This is a genomic window from Curtobacterium sp. MCBA15_016 (genome assembly GCF_001865105.1).
In the GTDB taxonomy this organism is placed as follows: domain Bacteria; phylum Actinomycetota; class Actinomycetes; order Actinomycetales; family Microbacteriaceae; genus Curtobacterium.
Genome location: NZ_MJGR01000024.1, coordinates 1 through 15959, shown reverse-complemented (window position 1 = coordinate 15959; position 15959 = coordinate 1). Strand labels below are relative to the sequence as shown.

Here is a 15959-nt window from a genome sequence, read left to right as displayed (position 1 = left end):
GAGTCGGCGGACGCGGCGGAGGCGGCGGCGTTCACGCGGCGCCCTCGACGAGGTCCGTGCGCATGAGCGCAGCGGGGACCTCCCACGCGAACACGAGGTCGAGGAGCCCGGGGAACCGCTGCTCGACGTCCTCGATGCGGACGCGGCTCGACCGGGTGAGCCCCTCCTGGTGCTGCTCGAGGAGCCCGGCCTCGCGCAGGACGCGGAAGTGGTGGGTCAGCGTGGACTTCGGCCGGTCGATGCCGACCCAGCCGCAGCTGCGGATGCCACCGGCGGCGTCGACGAGGTAGCGGTGCAGGATCGCGAGCCGGATCGGGTCGCTCAGGGCGTCCATCACGACCGGCAGGTCCATCTCGGCCACGGTCGGCTGCGGCAGGTGTTCGGGAGCATCCACGGTCGCGGGCATGGACGGGACGCTACCACCGTTCCGCTCGTAGTACGACTTGCGTCGTACAGCACGACTCGATACTGTACGACTCTCTTCGTACTGTCCCGCTCGCAACGGAAGGTGGCGCACATGGCGCAGTCAGCTCGCTCGGTCGCCGGGTTCTGGATCCTCGCGGCGATGCTCCTCGTGTCCGTCGCCTCGTCGGCGGTCCCCTCGCCGATCTACCCCGTGTACGCCGCGGAGTGGCACCTCACCCCGCTCATGCTCACCGGCGTGTTCGCCATCTACGTCGCGGGGCTGCTGGCCAGCCTGCTCGTCGCCGGGCGCCTGTCCGACCACGTCGGCCGCAAGCCCGTGCTCGTCGTCGGCGGCCTCGGCGTCGCGCTGTCCCTCGGGCTCTTCGCGGTCGCGGACGGTGTCGGCGCACTGATCGTGGACCGCATCGTGCAGGGCGTCTCCGTCGGACTGCTCATCGGCGCCCTCGGAGCGGCGCTCATCGACAACTCGCTCGAGCGCTTCCCCACCCTCGCCGGGGTGCTGAACGGCGTCATCCCGCCGATCGCCCTCGCGACCGGTGCCATGTCGAGCGGCGCCCTCGTGCAGTGGGGTCCCGCGCCCGAGCAGCTCGTGTACCTGCTCTTCGGGGCGCTGCTCGTCCTCATGGTGATCGCACTCGTCGTCGTCCCCGAGCGGGTCACCCCGCGACCGGGTGCCCTCCGCTCCCTGGTCCCCCGGATCAGCGTGCCCCGGTCCTCGCGGCGGCTGTTCCGCAGCGTCGCCGGATCGCTCATCGCGAGCTGGGCCCTCGGCGGGATGTTCCTGTCAATCGTCCCCTCGGCGCTCGGCGCGGTCTTCGGCATCACGAACCACTTCGCCGCCGGTGCCCTGATCGCCGTCGTCACCGGGGTCGGCGCGCTGACCGGCCTCGCGACGCAGCGGATGGACGCCCGTCGTGCGGTCCTGATCGGCCTGGTCGCCCTCGTGCTCGGACCGATCGTCACGGTGGCGTTCGTGATGGCGCACTCCCTGCCCGGGCTCGTCGTGGGCAGTGCGATCGCGGGCGTGGGCTTCGGCGCCGGGTTCCAGGCACCGCTGCGGATGCTGCTCGCCACCGCGGCACCGACGCACCGTGCGGGGCTGCTCTCCACGATCTACGTCGTGAGCTACCTGGCGTTCGGCGTGCCGGCCGTCGTCGGAGGGCTGCTCGAGCCGACCGTCGGGCTCGTGCCGGTCATCGCCGGGTACGGGGCGTTCATCGTCCTCGCCGCGGTCGTCGCCCTCGTGCTGCAGCTCGTGTCGCGGGACGCCGCCGCGGTCGAGGAGCAGGCCGCCGAGGTGCTCGAGCGCACCTGCACCGGCTCGGTCCGGGTGTCCCCCGCCGAGTAGGCGCGACGGGCGCTCGCCTCAGTGCCCGGGGCGCGCCCGCTTCGCGCCGCGCCCGCGCACCCCGACCGTCCGAGCAGCACCGGTGTGCGCCGCGTCGACGTCCGCCTTGCCGCGGTCGGCGGCGTTCCGGAGCCACTGCGGCCCGTGCGCCTTCGCCCAGTCCCAGAAGCGGTGCAGCTGGGCACGGAGCCACGTGATGATCCGGTGGAAGAAGTGGAACTCGCTCGCGAGGATCGTCAGCCCGATGAAGACCACCAGCCACCCCGGCCCGGGCAGCGGCACGAGGATCAGCCCGATCACGACGACGAGCCCGCCGACGATCCCGACGAGCACCTTGTAGAAGAGGTGCAGGTGGGGACGCGCGTGGATCCAGGCGCGGACGTCGTGGAACCACTGGAACCGCCGGTGCGGCGTCTCGGCACGTTCGACCGCGTCGGTCCGGTCGTTCGGGTCGCCTTCCATGTGCCGCAATGTAGGGCGCGCGGCTGGGAAACCGCGGCGCGCGCGGTGGACGTGCGGTGCGTCCGTGACGGGAGGCGCGTGGCGGGGCCGACCCGCGCCTCCCGTCGGACGGAGCGGGCCAGGAGGCGCGTCACGCGTGCGCCACGCAGGTCGCGGCCCACGGGACGGCGGCGAGGCGCGCCTCCGGGATCGGTTCCCCACCGACCGCACAGCGGCCGTAGGTCCCGGCGTCGAGCCGCGCGAGCGCGGCGTCCACCAACCGGATCCGCTCGCGGGCGTCGTCCCGCACGGCGCCGAGCGAGCCGCGCTCCCATGCGAGGGTCGCGCCCTCGGGGTCGTGCTCGTCGTCGGAGTTGGCGTCCTGCCGGGCGTCGCTGACGTCCCGCATGCTCCGCTCGACGTCCGCGAGGAGCCGCTCGTTGCGCGCCCGCTCCGCGACCAGTGCCTGACGTGGGTCGTCCATGCCGGACACCGTAGTCGGCCCGGAATGGCAGTGCTGTCGGATGCGTTCGTATCGACATGACGAAGATCGGGTTCCTGTCGTTCGGACACTGGCGCGACGTGCCGGGGTCGAAGGTGCGCAGCGGTCGTGAGGCCCTGGTCCAGGCGATCGACCTCGCGGTCGCCGCCGAGGAGGCTGGCGTCGACGGCGCGTACTTCCGCGTCCACCACTTCGCGCCCCAGCAGGCGGCGCCCTTCCCGTTGCTCTCCGCGATCGCAGCGAAGACCAGCCGCATCGAGATCGGCACCGGCGTCATCGACATGCGCTACGAGAACCCGCTGTACATGGCGGAGGAGGCGGCTGCGACCGACCTCATCTCCGGCGGTCGGCTGCAGCTCGGCGTCTCCCGGGGCTCACCCGAGACCGCCCTCGCCGGTTACCAGCAGTTCGGCTACGTGCCGGACGCCTCCGACGAGAACGGCGGGGACATGGCCCGTGCGCACACGTCGGTGTTCCGGCGTGCTATCGCCGGTGAACCGATGGCGAACGCGAACCCGCAGATGACCGGCTCGGTCGGGTCCCTGCCGATCTCGCCGCTCTCCGACTCGCTCGGCGACCGCATCTGGTGGGGCGCCGGCACCCGGGCGACCGCGGAGTGGACGGCCGAGCAGGGCATGAACCTCATGTCGTCGACCCTGCTGACCGAGGACACCGGTGTGCCGTTCGACGAGCTCCAGGCCGAGCAGATCGAACGCTTCCGTCGGGTCTGGGCCGAGTCCGGCTGGGAGCGGACCCCTCGGGTCTCGGTGTCCCGCAGCATCATCCCGATCATCGACGACGAGTCGCGGCACTACTTCGGCGTCCGGGCACAGGTCGAGGGCCAGGACCAGGTCGGGCACCTCGACGGCGGGCTCGCACGGTTCGGCCGGTCGTACATCGGGTCGCCGGAGGACCTGGTGGCCGAGCTCGCGGCGGACCAGGCCGTGCGGGCTGCCGACACCGTGCTCGTCACGGTGCCGAACCAGCTCGGCGTCGAGTTCAACGCCCGGCTGCTCGCTTCGGTGAAGGACGTCATGCGCGAGGTGGACGCGGCGCCCGTCCCGGCCTGACGGGCGGTCAGGCGACGGCGGTCGGGTCCGGGGTCGGCGGGGCTGGCGGGGTCGTCGCCGGTGCGGGCGCGGTCGTCGCCGGTGCGGGCGCGGTCGTCGCCGGTGCGGGCGGGGTCGTCGCCGGTGCGGGCCAGACGAGCCGGAAGCGTTCGCACACGACCGGCATCCGCGGATCGAACCCGCGCAGGTCCTCCGAGTACGCGCGCCAGTACGCCTCGTGCACCCGGCGCCAGTGCGCGAGCGTCCGGTCGCCCTCCCCCTCGGCCCGGGCGTGGTCCGCATCGACCTCGTCGAAGGGGACGATCCGGACGCTCGTCGTCTCGACGACCGCCCGCGGTGCCCCGGTGGAGTCCGTGACGATGCCGATGTCCCCGACCTCCGGCACGCGGTCCCCGGACGCCTCGTAGTCCCAGAACGACGACGCCGTCCCGCCCTTCACCCCGCGCAGCACGAGGTCGAGCAGATCGTCCGCCTGCGCCGGCGTCGCGCCGAACGACCACGCCTCCGGCAGGGCCGTCGGCAACTCCGGTCGCTCGTCGCGCCGGTCACGCCAGAAGTCGTCGAGCGTCGAGGTCACCCGCTCGACGCTACTGCACGCGGGTGGTCCCCCTTCCTGCCGACACCCGGGCTGGGACTGTGGCCGCTTCCCGCACTCCCGTAGCGTCGACGTGCACCTTCCCACGCACCCCGAGGAGCACCCCGTGACGCTGCCGGCCGCCGGCTGGTTCCCCGATCCGCAGGACGCGAGCCGCCTGCGCTGGTGGGACGGGCGTGCCTGGGGAGCGGCGACACGGGTGCTGCCGAGCCGGACCGAGCCGATCGTCCCGGTGGTCGTCGCGCCCGTCGGACCGTCCTTCTCGGTGCAGCCGGCGGCGATCCGGACGCGTTCCTGGGCGTCCGGGGGCTCCGGCGTCCACCGGTTCAGTGCGTTCTCGACCCTGGCGGTGCTGCTCGCGGCGGCCTCCGTGGTGGTGAACCCCTGGGGAGCGAGCAGTGCGGCGGCGATCGTGGCGGGGCTGCTCGGCGTCGCGTGGCCGGGGGCGACCGGGGGCTGGCGGGTGCTGGCGCGCAGTGCTTCGGCGAGCGCCCTGGTCCTCGCGGTGGCGACGGCTGCCGTGGCGGCGTCCGCGCAGTTCCACGTGTTCTGACCTCGTGAGCAGGAACGGTCTGGTGCCCTCAGGCGACCCGACCGTTCCTGCTCACGAAGTACGCCGCGCCCGCGGGTGCGCCGTCTGGTACACGTCCCGCAGCATGTCCGCCGTCACCATCGTGTAGATCTGCGTCGTCGCAACGCTCGCGTGCCCGAGCAGCTCCTGCACGACCCGCACGTCCGCTCCTCCCTCGAGCAGGTGCGTCGCGAACGAGTGCCGGAACGTGTGCGGCGACACGTGCTCGGAGAGCTCCGCACGCTCCGCTGCCGCCTGGATCACGAGCCACGCACTCTGCCGTGACAGCCGTGCGCCCCGGGCGCCGAGGAACAGCGCCGGCGTCGACGCTCCCCGTGCCGCGAACACCGGGCGAGCCCGCACGAGGTACGCGTCGATCGCCGCCCGCGCGAAACTGCCGAGCGGCACCACCCGCTGCTTGTTGCCCTTGCCGGTGACCTTGACGACGGACAGCCCGTCGTCGAGGTCACCGGAGCCGTCCGACAGCGTCGTCACGTCGTCGACCGAGAGCCCGACGGCCTCCGAGATGCGCGCTCCCGTGGCGTAGAGGAGTTCGAGCAACGCCCGGTCCCGCAGCCCCACGAGGTCGTCGGCGGCACCGTCGGGCGACCCGGCGGACGCGGCCCCGAGCAGCCGCTCCATGTCGTGCACCGAGATCGCCTTCGGCAGCCGCATCGGGGCCTTCGGCGGCCGCACGGACGCGCCGGGGTCGAGCTGGAGCCACCCCTCGCCGGCGGCGAACGCGGTGAACGACCGCACCGAGCTGAGCATGCGTGCCACCGACCTCGGCGCGAGCGGCCCGGACGGTCGGGTCGCGAGGTGCTCCACGAACCCCGCGAGGTCCGCGCGCGCGATCCTCCCGACGTCGTCGAGCACCGCCGGTCCCCCGGCACGGTCGGCGCCGTCCGACTCCACGACCGGAGCCGTCGCGAGCCACGACGCGAACGTCAGCAGGTCCCGCCGGTACGCGGACAGCGTGTGCTGCGAGAGCCCCCGCTCGATCGCGATGTGCCGCAGGTACGTCTCCGTGGCACGCTCGAACGGGATCACCCCACGAGGCTAGCGCCGCTCGGGGAGCGTCAGTGCAGCGACCCGTCCGGCTCCCCCACGCGGAACCCGGTGAAGGCGACGGTCAGTCCCGCGCGGGACGGTGCCGCACAGAGCAGCCCCGCCGACACGGGGGCATCGGGGTCGAGGTACGCCACCCGCACGAGCCGCGGCGGCTCGTCGTCCGCCCACGCCCGGATCGTCACGGCATCGCCGTCGCGGCTGGCCCGGACCGTGACGACCCGCCCGGTCCACTCCGGCACGGGGGCCACCGACCAGTCCGACGCATCGCGCGTGACGACCGCTCCGACCTGGGGCGTCCCGTCGGCGAACTCGACGCCGGCCTTGATCCAGTTCCGCTCGTCGACCCGCAGGAACACCCCCGCCTGGTCGAACTGCTCCGTGTAGTCGAGCACGAACGACACCTCGACCGAGAACGCCCCGTCGACCGGGCGGAGCAGCGCGTGCTCGGAGTCGTGCACGAAGCCGTACGAGGTGGTGCGCCAGGCGTCACTGCCCTCGACGGCCGTCACCCGCAGGACGTCGCCGTCGAGCGTCGCCGCAACGGGCTCGTGCGTCCACCGCCCCTGGTCGAGCAGCGCCGCGAGGCTCACGCCGCGCGCCGCTCGAGCGCGTCCACCGCGAGCACGGCCACGACGAGCCCGGAGTTGTGCAGCCGACCGTCGAGGATCGCCTCGACCAGCTCGGCCCGGGGCACCCACCGCTTCACGATGTCGGCCTCTTCGGCTTCGCGGTCGAACGCCGTCGCGGTCGCGCGCACCCCACGGGCGCGGTAGATCTGCAGGAACTCGTCGCTGCCGCCGGACGAGGTGTTGTAGGTGACGAGCGGCTCCCAGTCGTCGGCCTCGAGGTCAGCCTCCTCCGCCAGCTCGCGCTGCGCCGCGGTCAGGTGGTCCTCGCCCGCCATGTCGAGCAGCCCCGCCGGCAGCTCCCAGTCGCGCATCCGCACCGGGTGCCGGTACTGCTGGATGACGAGCACGCGGCCGTCGTCGTCCTCGGCGTAGACCGCGACGGCACCGGTGTGCTCGATGTACTCCCGGACCATCGTCTCGTCGTGGTACGCGATGCTGTCGCGGCGCACGTCCCAGACGGCGCCCTCGTACACGACGGTGGACTCGGTGACCTCGAACGAGGCGGGTTCGTCAGCGATGGGTGCGTCAGTCACGCGACCATCCTGGCACTGGCGCGCCCCGCTCGGCGGCAACGCGAAGCGTTGCGCGGGGCGCGCCGACCGAGCCTGCGAGGGAGGACGGTGCCAGCTGGCACCGCGCCTCCAGTCAGAGACCACTCGCGTTACGCGACCTGCTCCTCTTCCTGCGGGTCGAAGAGGCTCGACGCCTCGTGCCGCTCGATCGCGGCACCGACGAGCCCCGCGAACAGCGGGTGCGCGTCCGTCGGACGCGAGCGCAGCTCGGGGTGCGCCTGCGTGGCGATGTAGAACGGGTGCACCTCGCGCGGCAGCTCGACGTACTCCACCAGCGTGCCGTCGGGCGACGTGCCCGAGAACACCAGGCCGGCGTCCGCGATCTGCTCGCGGTACTTGTTGTTCACCTCGTAGCGGTGACGGTGCCGCTCGGACGCCTCGGGAGCGCCGTACAGCGATGCCGCGAGCGACCCCTCGGTGAACGTCGCCGGGTAGAGGCCGAGGCGCATGGTCCCGCCGAGGTCGCCGCCCGCGATGATGTCCACCTGCTCCGCCATGGTCGCGATGACCGGCGTCGAGGTCTCCGGGTCGAACTCGGTGCTCGACGCGTCGGTCAGGCCGACCTCGTGCCGGGCGTACTCGATGACCATGCACTGCAGGCCGAGGCACAGGCCGAGCGTCGGGATGCCCTGCTCACGCGCGAACTTCAATGCGCCGAGCTTGCCCTCGATGCCGCGCACGCCGAACCCGCCGGGGATGCAGATGCCGTCGACGTCGCCGAGCTGCTTCGCCGCGCCCTCGGGCGTGGTGCAGTCGTCGGACACGACCCACTTCAGCGTGACCTTCGCGTCGTGCGCGAAGCCACCCGCGCGGAGCGCCTCGGTGACCGACAGGTACGCGTCCGGCAGGTCGATGTACTTGCCGACCAGGGCGATCGTGACGTCCTTCTTCGGCTCGTGCACGGCACGCAGGACCGGGGTCCACGAGGTCCAGTCGACCGGACCCGCCGCGAGCCCGAGCGCGTCGACGATGACCTGGTCGAGGCCCTGGTTGTTCAGCAGGGTCGGGAGGTCGTAGATCGACGGCACGTCCACCGCGTTCACCACGGCGTCCTCGTCGACGTCGCACATGAGCGCGATCTTCTTCTTGTTCGAATCCGACACCGGACGGTCGCTCCGCAGGACCAGCGCGTCCGGCTGGATGCCGATCGAGCGGAGTGCGGCCACCGAGTGCTGCGTCGGCTTCGTCTTCTGCTCGCCCGAGGCGTTCATGAACGGGACGAGCGACACGTGCACGAAGAACACGTTGTTGCGGCCGAGCTCGTGGCGGACCTGCCGCGCCGACTCGATGAAGGGCTGGGACTCGATGTCGCCGACCGTGCCGCCGACCTCGGTGATGATGACGTCGGGCTGGGGGTCGTTCTGCGCCTGCTCGCGCATCCGACGCTTGATCTCGTCGGTGATGTGCGGGATGACCTGCACAGTGTCGCCGAGGTACTCGCCCCGACGCTCCTTCGCGATCACCGTCGAGTAGACCTGGCCGGTCGTGACGTTCGCGGACTGCGACAGGTTGATGTCGAGGAAGCGCTCGTAGTGCCCGATGTCGAGGTCCGTCTCCGCGCCGTCGTCGGTCACGAAGACCTCGCCGTGCTGGAACGGGTTCATGGTGCCCGGGTCCACGTTGAGGTACGGGTCGAGCTTCTGCATGACGACCTTGAGGCCGCGAGCCGTGAGGAGGTTGCCGAGGCTGGCCGCCGTCAGGCCCTTGCCGAGGGACGAGACGACCCCGCCGGTCACGAAGATCTGCTTCGTCACCTTCGGGGTCGCGTTCGAAGAATTGGTTCCGCCGCTGAGAGTGTCCGCCACGGGATTCCATCGTACGTCAGAACTGCCAGGAGGCGCGACCTCGGTTCGCCGTGGGCGTTGCGTCGGGCGTGTGGCCGGGTCTCCGGGCCGTGGTCGCGCCGTGCGGCGAGGTCCGCCGCACGGCGCGAGGCGGGCGCGAGCCGCGCCTCCTGGATCGGCGTGCGGCGACGCGATCAGGCATTCTGGCCGGCGACGTCGAGCAGCTCGCGCGCGTGCTCCATGCCGCTGGCGCTGTCCCCGAGCCCGGAGAGGAGCCGCGCCATCTCCTGCAGACGGTCCTCGCCCTCGAGGCGACGGACGCTCGACGACGTGACCGCCCCGCTGGCGTCCTTCACGACGTTGAGGTGGTTGTTCGCGAACGCCGCCACCTGCGCCAGGTGCGTCACGACGATGACCTGCGTGCGCTCCGCGAGCTTCGCCAGACGACGACCGATCTCGATCGCCGCCGCGCCTCCGACGCCGGCGTCGACCTCGTCGAAGACGAACGTCGGCACCGTCGTGCTGCCCGCCATGACCACCTCGATCGCCAGCATGACGCGGGAGAGCTCGCCACCCGACGCACCCTTGCCGATCGGCCGCGGGTCGGTACCGGAGTGCGGCTGCAGCAGGATCGACACCTGGTCGCGGCCGTGGCGCCGGTAGTCGCCCGCGTCCGAGACCTCGACCACGAGGGTCGCCCCGGCCATCGCGAGGGACTTCAGCTCGGCGGTGACGCGCTTTGCGAGGTCCTTCGCCGCCTTGGTCCGTGCCGTCGTCAGGGCCGCGGCGGCGCCGGCGAGCGTCTGCTCGTCCTGCTCGACCGCCTGCTGCAGTGCCACGATGCGGTCGTCGTCGCCGTCCAGTTCGAGCAGCCGATCACTCGCGCGCTGCCCGTAGGCGATCACGTCGTCGACGGTCTCGCCGTACTTGCGCGTGAGGCCGGCGAGCAGGGCCCGCCGCTCGTTGATGAGTTCGAGGTCGTGGCCGGCGTCGGGTTCGAGCGAGCCGAGGTAGCTCGACAGGCTCGCGGAGGCCTCGGACGCCTGGATGCCGAGCTCCGTGAGCTGCTCGAGCACGGGCTGCAGTTCGGCGTCGGACCCCGCGACCCGCTCGATCGCCCGGCGAGCGGACTCGACGAGGCCCACGACGTCCTGCACGCCGTCCAGCGACTCGCTCGAGAGGGCTTCGTGCGCGAGGCCCGCGGACAACCGGAGTTCTTCGAGGTTCCCCAAGCGCTCGGCGCGGTCGGCCAGCTCGACGTCTTCGCCGGGCTGCGGGTCCGCCGCTTCGATCTCGTCGGACGCCGCGCGGATGCGTTCGGCCTCGGCCACCCGGTCGTCACGGTCACGGGTGAGGGTCTCGAGCTCGCCGGTGTGCTGCTGCCAGGTGTCGTAGGCCCGCACGTACGCCGCGAGGACCTTCTCGAGCGCCGGACCGCCGAAGCCGTCGAGTGCGGCACGCTGCGCGGTCGCCGAGGTCAGCCGGATCTGGTCCGACTGTCCGTGCACGGTGACCAGCTGGTCGGCGAGCTCGCCGAGCACCGCGACGGGAGCGCTGCGGCCGCCGACGGTCGCACGGCTGCGACCTTCGGCCGAGACCGTGCGCGTCAGGATGAGCTCGCCGTCCTCGACGGTGCCACCGGCGTCCTCGACACGTTCGGCGACGGCGTCGTGCTCGGGCACGTGCCAGCGCCCCTCGACCACGGCGGTCGACGCGCCGCGGCGGACGGACCCCGCGTCGGCACGGGCGCCGAGGAGCAGCCCGAGCGCGGTCACGATCATCGTCTTGCCCGCACCGGTCTCACCGGTCACCACGGTGAAGCCGGGGCCGAGCTCGAGGGTGGTCTCGCCGATGACCCCGAGGTCGGAGATGGAGATCTCCTCGATCACAGGGTGTCCTCGTCGTCCTGCTGCGGGCCGCGCCACCCGGCGACGGGGAGCTGGAACTTCGCCACGAGCCGATCGGTGAACGGGGCGTCCTTGAGGCGGGCCACACGCACCGGGTCCGGCGAGCGCCGGACCTCGACGCGGGCACCCGGAGGGAGGTCGTGCGTGCGTCGACCGTCGCACCACAGGACGCCGACACCGCTCGTGCGACGCAGCACCTCGATCGCGAGGGTGCAGTCCGGGCCGACCACGATCGGCCGCGCGAAGAGGGCGTGGGCGCTCAGCGGCACCATGAGGAGCGCGTCGACGTCGGGCCAGACGATCGGCCCGCCCCCGGAGAACGAGTAGGCCGTGGAGCCGGTCGGGGTCGACACGACCACACCGTCGCAGCCGAACGACGACAGCGGGCGGCCGTCGACCTCGGTCACGACCTCGAGCATGCGTTCCCGGGAGGCCTTCTCGATGGTCGCCTCGTTCAGCGCCCAGGACGAGTAGACGACCTCGTTGCCGACGACGACGTCCACCTGCAGGGTGACGCGTTCCTCGACGTGGTACTCGCCGGACAGGGCTCGTTCGACGGTCGCCCGGAGCCCGTCCCGCTCGCTCTCGGCGAGGAACCCGACGTGTCCGAGGTTGACGCCGACGATCGGGGCGCCCGTCCCGCGCACGAGCTCGGCCGCGCGGAGGATCGTGCCGTCGCCACCGAGCACGATGACGATCTCGAGCTGGTCGGCCTGGACGTCGACGCCGAGGATGTCGACCTGCCCGACCGAGGCTTCGGCGCGGCGGATGTCGGCGTACTCGTCGAACGGCATGACCGGGACGAGACCGGCGGCGTGCAGGAGGTCGCAGACCTCGACCGCAGCGTCGATCGAGTCGCGGCGGCCCGTGTGGGACACCAGGAGGATGTGCCGGTCGTCGCTCATGCCGTCCCTTCCGTCAGTTCGGTCGCCCGGACGATCCATTCTGTCGGATTGGTACCGACATCCCGCTGGAAACGCGCCAGGTACTCGTGGTTGCCGTGCGTGCCGACGATCGGCGACGCCGCGAGCCCCGAGGTGCCCAGACCGAGGTCCCACGCTGCCCAGAGGACGTTCATGAGCGCGTCGTTCCGGAGCGCCGGGTCACGGACGATGCCCTCACGGACACCACCGCGGCCGACCTCGAACTGCGGCTTCACGAGCAGGACGAAGTCGTCGGCGGGGACGGACTCGACCAGCGCCGGCAGGACGAGCCGGAGCGAGATGAACGACAGGTCCCCCACCACGAGGCTCGTCTCGGCCGCGGCGGGGTCGAGCGCGAGGTAGGCCTCGGCCGTGAGGTTGCGCGCATTCGTGCCCTCGACGACGGCGACACGGGAGTCGAGCGCTACGACGGGGTCGAGCTGCCCGTGCCCGACGTCGAGCGCCACCACGCGTCGTGCACCGCGGCTCAGGAGCACCTGGGTGAACCCCCCGGTGCTCGCACCGACGTCGAGCGCGACACGGTCCGACGGATCGACGCCGAACGTGTCGAGCGCGCCGAGGAGCTTCAGCGCAGCACGCGACACCCATTCGTCCGCACCGGCGACGTGGATCGGGGCCGATGGCCGCACCGGCGCCGACGGCTTGACGATCGCGGTGCCGGCGACGGTCACGCGGCCGTCCTGGATCAGTTTCGACGCTGCCGTGCGGGACTTCGCGAGCCCGCGGGAAGCGAGGAGGGCATCGAGCCGGACGGGCCGTTCGTCCTGCAGTGTCTCGTCGCCGTTGCCGTGCTCGTCAGGCACTCGTGCTGCCGCCGCTCTCGAGACGGGTCCGCAGTTCGTCGTGCAGCGCGGAGAACGCATCGGCGCGCTCGGCCAGTGGCAGCGATTCGGCCGCGGCGGTGCGCTGCCCGAAGTCGTCCGTCACGGCGTGGTCGTCCGTCCGCACCTGGTCCGGGTCGCCCGGGCGGGCGTCGCGCTCGGGGTCCCGCTCGTCGTTCGACACGTCGGTCACGCTACTCGCCGCCGTACAGCTTCGGGTCGACGTCGAGTCCGTAGATCGCGAGCCCGGACTCCCAGATGAGGGCGGTCCCGGCGCGGAGCAGGTCGATCGCGTCGCCGTCGTCGAGCACCCGCACGACGTGGCCGCGCATCGCCACCGTGACGGCACCGACCGTGGCGTAGCGGGTGCCGTCCGGGTCTTCCCGTCGGATCGTCACCGGGTAGGGCTCGGACAGGCCACGGAGGTCGCCGAGGATGTACGTGGGACGCGACCGCTGGTCGGCCGCGAGCACCTGCTTGGCCTTGTCGATCCCGGTGAGGACGAGGACGCTGGGGATGCCGGCGTCGTTCGCGCCCTTGATGTCCGTGTCGAGGCGGTCGCCGATGAACAACGGGTGCTCACCACCGAAGCGCGCGAGGGCTGCGTCGAAGATCGGCCGCTCGGGCTTGCCGGCGACCACGGGCATCCGACCGACGGCCTGGTGCACGGCGGACACGAGCGTGCCGTTGCCGGGCGCGATGCCGCGCTCGACCGGGATCGACCAGTCCATGTTCGTCGCGACCCACGGCACGTCCGGGTCGGCCAGGGCGAAGGACGCCTCGGCGAGGTGCGTCCACCCGAGGTCCGGGGAGAACCCCTGGATGACCGCGGCCGGCGCGTCCTCGGCGCTGGACGTCACGGTGAAGCCCGCTGCCTCGACGATGCTCGTCAGCCCCAGACCACCCGTGACGAGCACCGTCGCACCCGCGGGGACGAGCGTCTCGAGCAGCCGGACGCCCGCCTGCGACGAGGTCACCACGTCGTCCTCGGACACCTCGAGCCCGTACCGCTCGAGGTGCTCCGCGACGTCGACCGGTCGGCGCGATGCGTTGTTCGTGATGTAGCCGACGCGGGCGGTCAGGGAGGCGCGGGTCAGCGCCTCGACCGCGTGCGGGATCGCGTTGCGGCCGCGGTACACGACGCCGTCGAGGTCGGTGAGGACGACGTCCACACCGTCCGTCGGCGGCTTCGGCGCGTCAGTCGGCTGCGGACCCGTCGACGTCGGAGGGGTTGTCGTCGTCGATCTCGCCGGGCTCGTCTCCGGCCGGTTCGTCGTCGTCGGGCTCGTCACCGAGGGGCTCGTCGGCGAGCTCGGCGTCGGGCTCGTCGTCGACGGCTCCGGCGAGCTCGTCTGCGGGTCCTTCGACTTCGAGCGTTTCCTCGACCACATCAACTGTCTCCCAAGCGTTCTCGTCGGCGACCTCGGCCAGGGCCGCTGCCGCACGATCGACACGGGCCCACCACTCGTCGGCCTCGTCCTGGCGGCCGAGCTCCTCGAGCGTGGCCGCGTAAGCACTGTAGAGCGCCGGGGACCAGCTGTAGGCAGTGGACGGGTCGAGCTGTGGAATCTCCAGCTCGCCGAGTGCGGCTGTGGGATTCCCGAGGTCGAGGCGCGCACCGGACATGGCGATGGCGAGCTCGACCTGCACGGCCGTGTCCAGCGCCGCGCGGTCGACCGACCGGCCGAGCTCGAGCGCCCGCTCGGGACGGCCGAGCCCACGCTCGCAGTCGACCATCATCGGCAGCTGGTCGTTCCGGCCCGAGATGCGTCGGTAGGTCCGGAGCTCCCGCAGCGCCGTCGCGAAGTCACCGAGGCGGTACGCGGTGATGGCCGCCGTCTCACGGACGACGCCGACCCGGCCGGCTCGACGAGCCGCGCTCAGTGCGTGCTGGTTCGCGGTATCGGGGTCCTCGTCGACCAGGAGTGCCGCGGCCACGAGGTGACGGGCGACCCAGTCGGCGTTGTCCTTGCTGAGCGTCTTGAGCTCCGCCCGGGCGACCTTGTCGAGATCGCGTGCCTGGATGTCCTCGGGGATCTCCGGGTCCTCGTGGCGAGGGCGGATCGACTTGGTGCCGTAGGGGTCGCGGTCCTCCCAGTCGTCCCGCGAGGCCTCGCCGAACCGCGCACCGGCGTGACGGCTGCCGTCGCCGAAGCGCTGACGATCGTCGCGGCCGCCGCGGTCACGGTCCTGGGCGCCGCGGAACGGACGGTCCCCGTCACGACGGGGTCGGTCGCCGTCACGGGCGGGACGGTCCGAGCGGAACGGACGGTCACCATCACGACGCGGTCGGTCATCGCCACCACGGAACGGGCGGTCGCCATCACGAGCGGGACGGTCCGACCGGAACGAACGGTCACCATCACGACGCGGACGGTCATCGCCACCACGGAACGGGCGGTCACCATCGCGACGCGGACGGTCGGCACCCCCACGGAACGGACGGTCGCCATCACGAGCCGGACGGTCCGACCGGAACGGACGGTCACCATCACGACGAGGACGGTCGTCGCCACCACGGAACGGACGGTCCCCGTCACGACGCGGACGGTCGTCGCCACCACGGAACGGACGGTCCCCGTCACGACGGGGACGATCCCCATCGCGAGCCGGACGGTCCGACCGGAACGGACGGTCACCATCACGACGAGGACGGTCGGAACCCCCACGGAACGGGCGATCCCCGTCACGAGCAGGACGATCCGAGCTGCGCGGACCGTCACCACGAGGAGGACGACTCGAGTCGTCACGGTCACCACGCCAGGCGGGCCGCCGGCCACCATCTCGGAACGGACGATCGCCGTCCCGGTAGGAGCGCGCCCCGTCACGGGACGGACCACCATCCCGAGCAGGACGATCCCCATCGCGCCGGGGAGCATCGCGCCGGTCGCCCTCGCGGCGCTCGAAGTCGCGCGGCCCGGACGACCAACGGTTCCCACCGTCACGCCGAGGGGACCGGTCGCCATCGCGACCTCGTCGGTCTCCACGATCGCCGTCGTTCCGCCGCTGATCGTCGTCGTTCGCCACCGTTGCTCCTCATTGCGTGCCCGAGCGCTCGCCCAGGCCATCGTCCGCTGTGTCATTGTGTGTGTCGGCGCCGCACTGTCCCGCCCGTACGCGTGAACCCAGTCCATCACGAACGAGCGCACGAGTCGAGCGAGGTGCGGCAGAAACAGAAGTAGCCACCGGCCTCCCGAGAACGAGGGTCTCCCCTACGAGTTCTCGATGGAGGGCCGATGGCCACATCTTCTTACTAAATTGAGTCCGGCGGCGTCCTA

Annotated in this window: 18 protein-coding genes; 4 read left to right on the top strand and 14 right to left on the bottom strand. The window is 72.1% G+C overall.

Annotation, left to right across the window (positions count from 1 at the left end):
• Positions 1–31 precede the first annotated feature (31 nt).
• Positions 32–406: a helix-turn-helix transcriptional regulator gene (locus BIV03_RS10565; RefSeq protein ID WP_071295666.1), complete on the bottom strand. Its 375-nt coding sequence runs from the start codon at positions 404–406 to the stop codon at positions 32–34.
• Positions 407–517: 111 nt separating this feature from the next.
• Here BIV03_RS10565 and BIV03_RS10560 point away from each other — a divergent pair, with 111 nt between their 5' ends.
• On the top strand, positions 518–1774 hold the full coding sequence (locus BIV03_RS10560; protein WP_071295665.1) for an MFS transporter: 1257 nt from the start codon (positions 518–520) through the stop codon (positions 1772–1774).
• An 18-nt stretch (positions 1775–1792) separates the two neighbouring features.
• Here the strand turns inward: BIV03_RS10560 and BIV03_RS10555 are convergent, their stop codons facing one another.
• Together BIV03_RS10555 and BIV03_RS10550 are read right to left on the bottom strand one after the other, a co-directional pair.
• The gene (locus BIV03_RS10555; RefSeq protein WP_070417903.1) at positions 1793–2236 is read right to left on the bottom strand and encodes a TIGR02611 family protein; all 444 of its coding nucleotides are present in this window, start codon (positions 2234–2236) and stop codon (positions 1793–1795) included.
• Positions 2237–2366: 130 nt separating this feature from the next.
• Positions 2367–2699 (bottom strand): TraR/DksA C4-type zinc finger protein, encoded by a 333-nt coding sequence (locus BIV03_RS10550; protein WP_071295664.1) that lies wholly within the window; start codon positions 2697–2699, stop codon positions 2367–2369.
• Positions 2700–2749: 50 nt separating this feature from the next.
• Between BIV03_RS10550 and BIV03_RS10545 the strand changes: the two genes are divergently transcribed.
• Positions 2750–3787, top strand: coding sequence for an LLM class flavin-dependent oxidoreductase (locus BIV03_RS10545; RefSeq protein ID WP_071295663.1), 1038 nt, complete (start codon positions 2750–2752; stop codon positions 3785–3787).
• A gap of 7 nt (positions 3788–3794) precedes the next feature.
• Here the strand turns inward: BIV03_RS10545 and BIV03_RS10540 are convergent, their stop codons facing one another.
• Positions 3795–4364: an ASCH domain-containing protein gene (locus BIV03_RS10540; RefSeq protein WP_083403356.1), complete on the bottom strand. Its 570-nt coding sequence runs from the start codon at positions 4362–4364 to the stop codon at positions 3795–3797.
• Between the two features lie 91 nt (positions 4365–4455).
• Here BIV03_RS10540 and BIV03_RS10535 point away from each other — a divergent pair, with 91 nt between their 5' ends.
• Positions 4456–4935 carry a DUF2510 domain-containing protein gene (locus BIV03_RS10535; protein ID WP_139201935.1) on the top strand — a complete coding sequence of 160 codons (480 nt, stop codon included), beginning with the start codon at positions 4456–4458 and terminating at the stop codon, positions 4933–4935.
• 51 nt (positions 4936–4986) lie between these two features.
• On the opposite strand, the gene BIV03_RS10530 is transcribed toward BIV03_RS10535, so the two are convergent.
• The 10 genes from BIV03_RS10530 to BIV03_RS10485 all read right to left on the bottom strand — a co-directional run bounded on the left by BIV03_RS10530 (position 4987) and on the right by BIV03_RS10485 (position 14619).
• Positions 4987–6000: a site-specific tyrosine recombinase XerD gene (locus BIV03_RS10530; RefSeq protein ID WP_071295741.1), complete on the bottom strand. Its 1014-nt coding sequence runs from the start codon at positions 5998–6000 to the stop codon at positions 4987–4989.
• A 32-nt stretch (positions 6001–6032) separates the two neighbouring features.
• Complete coding sequence (locus BIV03_RS10525) at positions 6033–6614, bottom strand: DUF1349 domain-containing protein (RefSeq protein WP_071295661.1); 582 nt, start codon at positions 6612–6614, stop codon at positions 6033–6035.
• Entirely contained in the window at positions 6611–7186 is a 576-nt protein-coding gene (locus BIV03_RS10520; RefSeq protein ID WP_071295660.1) for an NUDIX hydrolase, read from the bottom strand. Before BIV03_RS10520 ends, BIV03_RS10525 begins: the two co-directional genes overlap by 4 nt.
• Positions 7187–7314: 128 nt before the next feature.
• Positions 7315–9030, bottom strand: coding sequence for a CTP synthase (locus BIV03_RS10515; protein WP_071295659.1), 1716 nt, complete (start codon positions 9028–9030; stop codon positions 7315–7317).
• Positions 9031–9203: 173 nt separating this feature from the next.
• A complete protein-coding gene (gene recN / locus BIV03_RS10510; protein WP_071295658.1) occupies positions 9204–10898 on the bottom strand; it encodes a DNA repair protein RecN in 1695 nt (564 codons plus the stop codon).
• Positions 10895–11821 carry an NAD kinase gene (locus BIV03_RS10505; protein ID WP_070417894.1) on the bottom strand — a complete coding sequence of 309 codons (927 nt, stop codon included), beginning with the start codon at positions 11819–11821 and terminating at the stop codon, positions 10895–10897. The genes recN and BIV03_RS10505 overlap by 4 nt, the downstream gene beginning before the upstream one ends.
• Positions 11818–12663: a TlyA family RNA methyltransferase gene (locus tag BIV03_RS10500; RefSeq protein ID WP_254790849.1), complete on the bottom strand. Its 846-nt coding sequence runs from the start codon at positions 12661–12663 to the stop codon at positions 11818–11820. Before BIV03_RS10500 ends, BIV03_RS10505 begins: the two co-directional genes overlap by 4 nt.
• A complete protein-coding gene (locus BIV03_RS10495) occupies positions 12656–12865 on the bottom strand; it encodes a hypothetical protein (RefSeq protein ID WP_139199341.1) in 210 nt (69 codons plus the stop codon). Before BIV03_RS10495 ends, BIV03_RS10500 begins: the two co-directional genes overlap by 8 nt.
• 10 nt (positions 12866–12875) lie before the next feature.
• Entirely contained in the window at positions 12876–13853 is a 978-nt protein-coding gene (locus BIV03_RS10490) for an HAD-IIA family hydrolase (protein ID WP_071295656.1), read from the bottom strand.
• A gap of 25 nt (positions 13854–13878) precedes the next feature.
• Positions 13879–14619, bottom strand: coding sequence for a hypothetical protein (locus BIV03_RS10485; protein ID WP_071295655.1), 741 nt, complete (start codon positions 14617–14619; stop codon positions 13879–13881).
• A 195-nt stretch (positions 14620–14814) separates the two neighbouring features.
• Here BIV03_RS10485 and BIV03_RS19145 point away from each other — a divergent pair, with 195 nt between their 5' ends.
• Positions 14815–15804 (top strand): hypothetical protein, encoded by a 990-nt coding sequence (locus BIV03_RS19145; RefSeq protein WP_071295654.1) that lies wholly within the window; start codon positions 14815–14817, stop codon positions 15802–15804.
• Positions 15805–15959 lie beyond the last annotated feature (155 nt).

Coding starts and splice junctions, on each gene's coding strand:
- BIV03_RS10555 (WP_070417903.1), bottom strand. CDS start 2,236: ATGGAAGGCGACCCGAACGACCGGACCGACGCGGTCGAACGTGCCGAG.
- BIV03_RS10505 (WP_070417894.1), bottom strand. CDS start 11,821: ATGAGCGACGACCGGCACATCCTCCTGGTGTCCCACACGGGCCGCCGC.
- BIV03_RS10550 (WP_071295664.1), bottom strand. CDS start 2,699: ATGGACGACCCACGTCAGGCACTGGTCGCGGAGCGGGCGCGCAACGAG.
- BIV03_RS10560 (WP_071295665.1), top strand. CDS start 518: ATGGCGCAGTCAGCTCGCTCGGTCGCCGGGTTCTGGATCCTCGCGGCG.
- BIV03_RS10565 (WP_071295666.1), bottom strand. CDS start 406: ATGCCCGCGACCGTGGATGCTCCCGAACACCTGCCGCAGCCGACCGTG.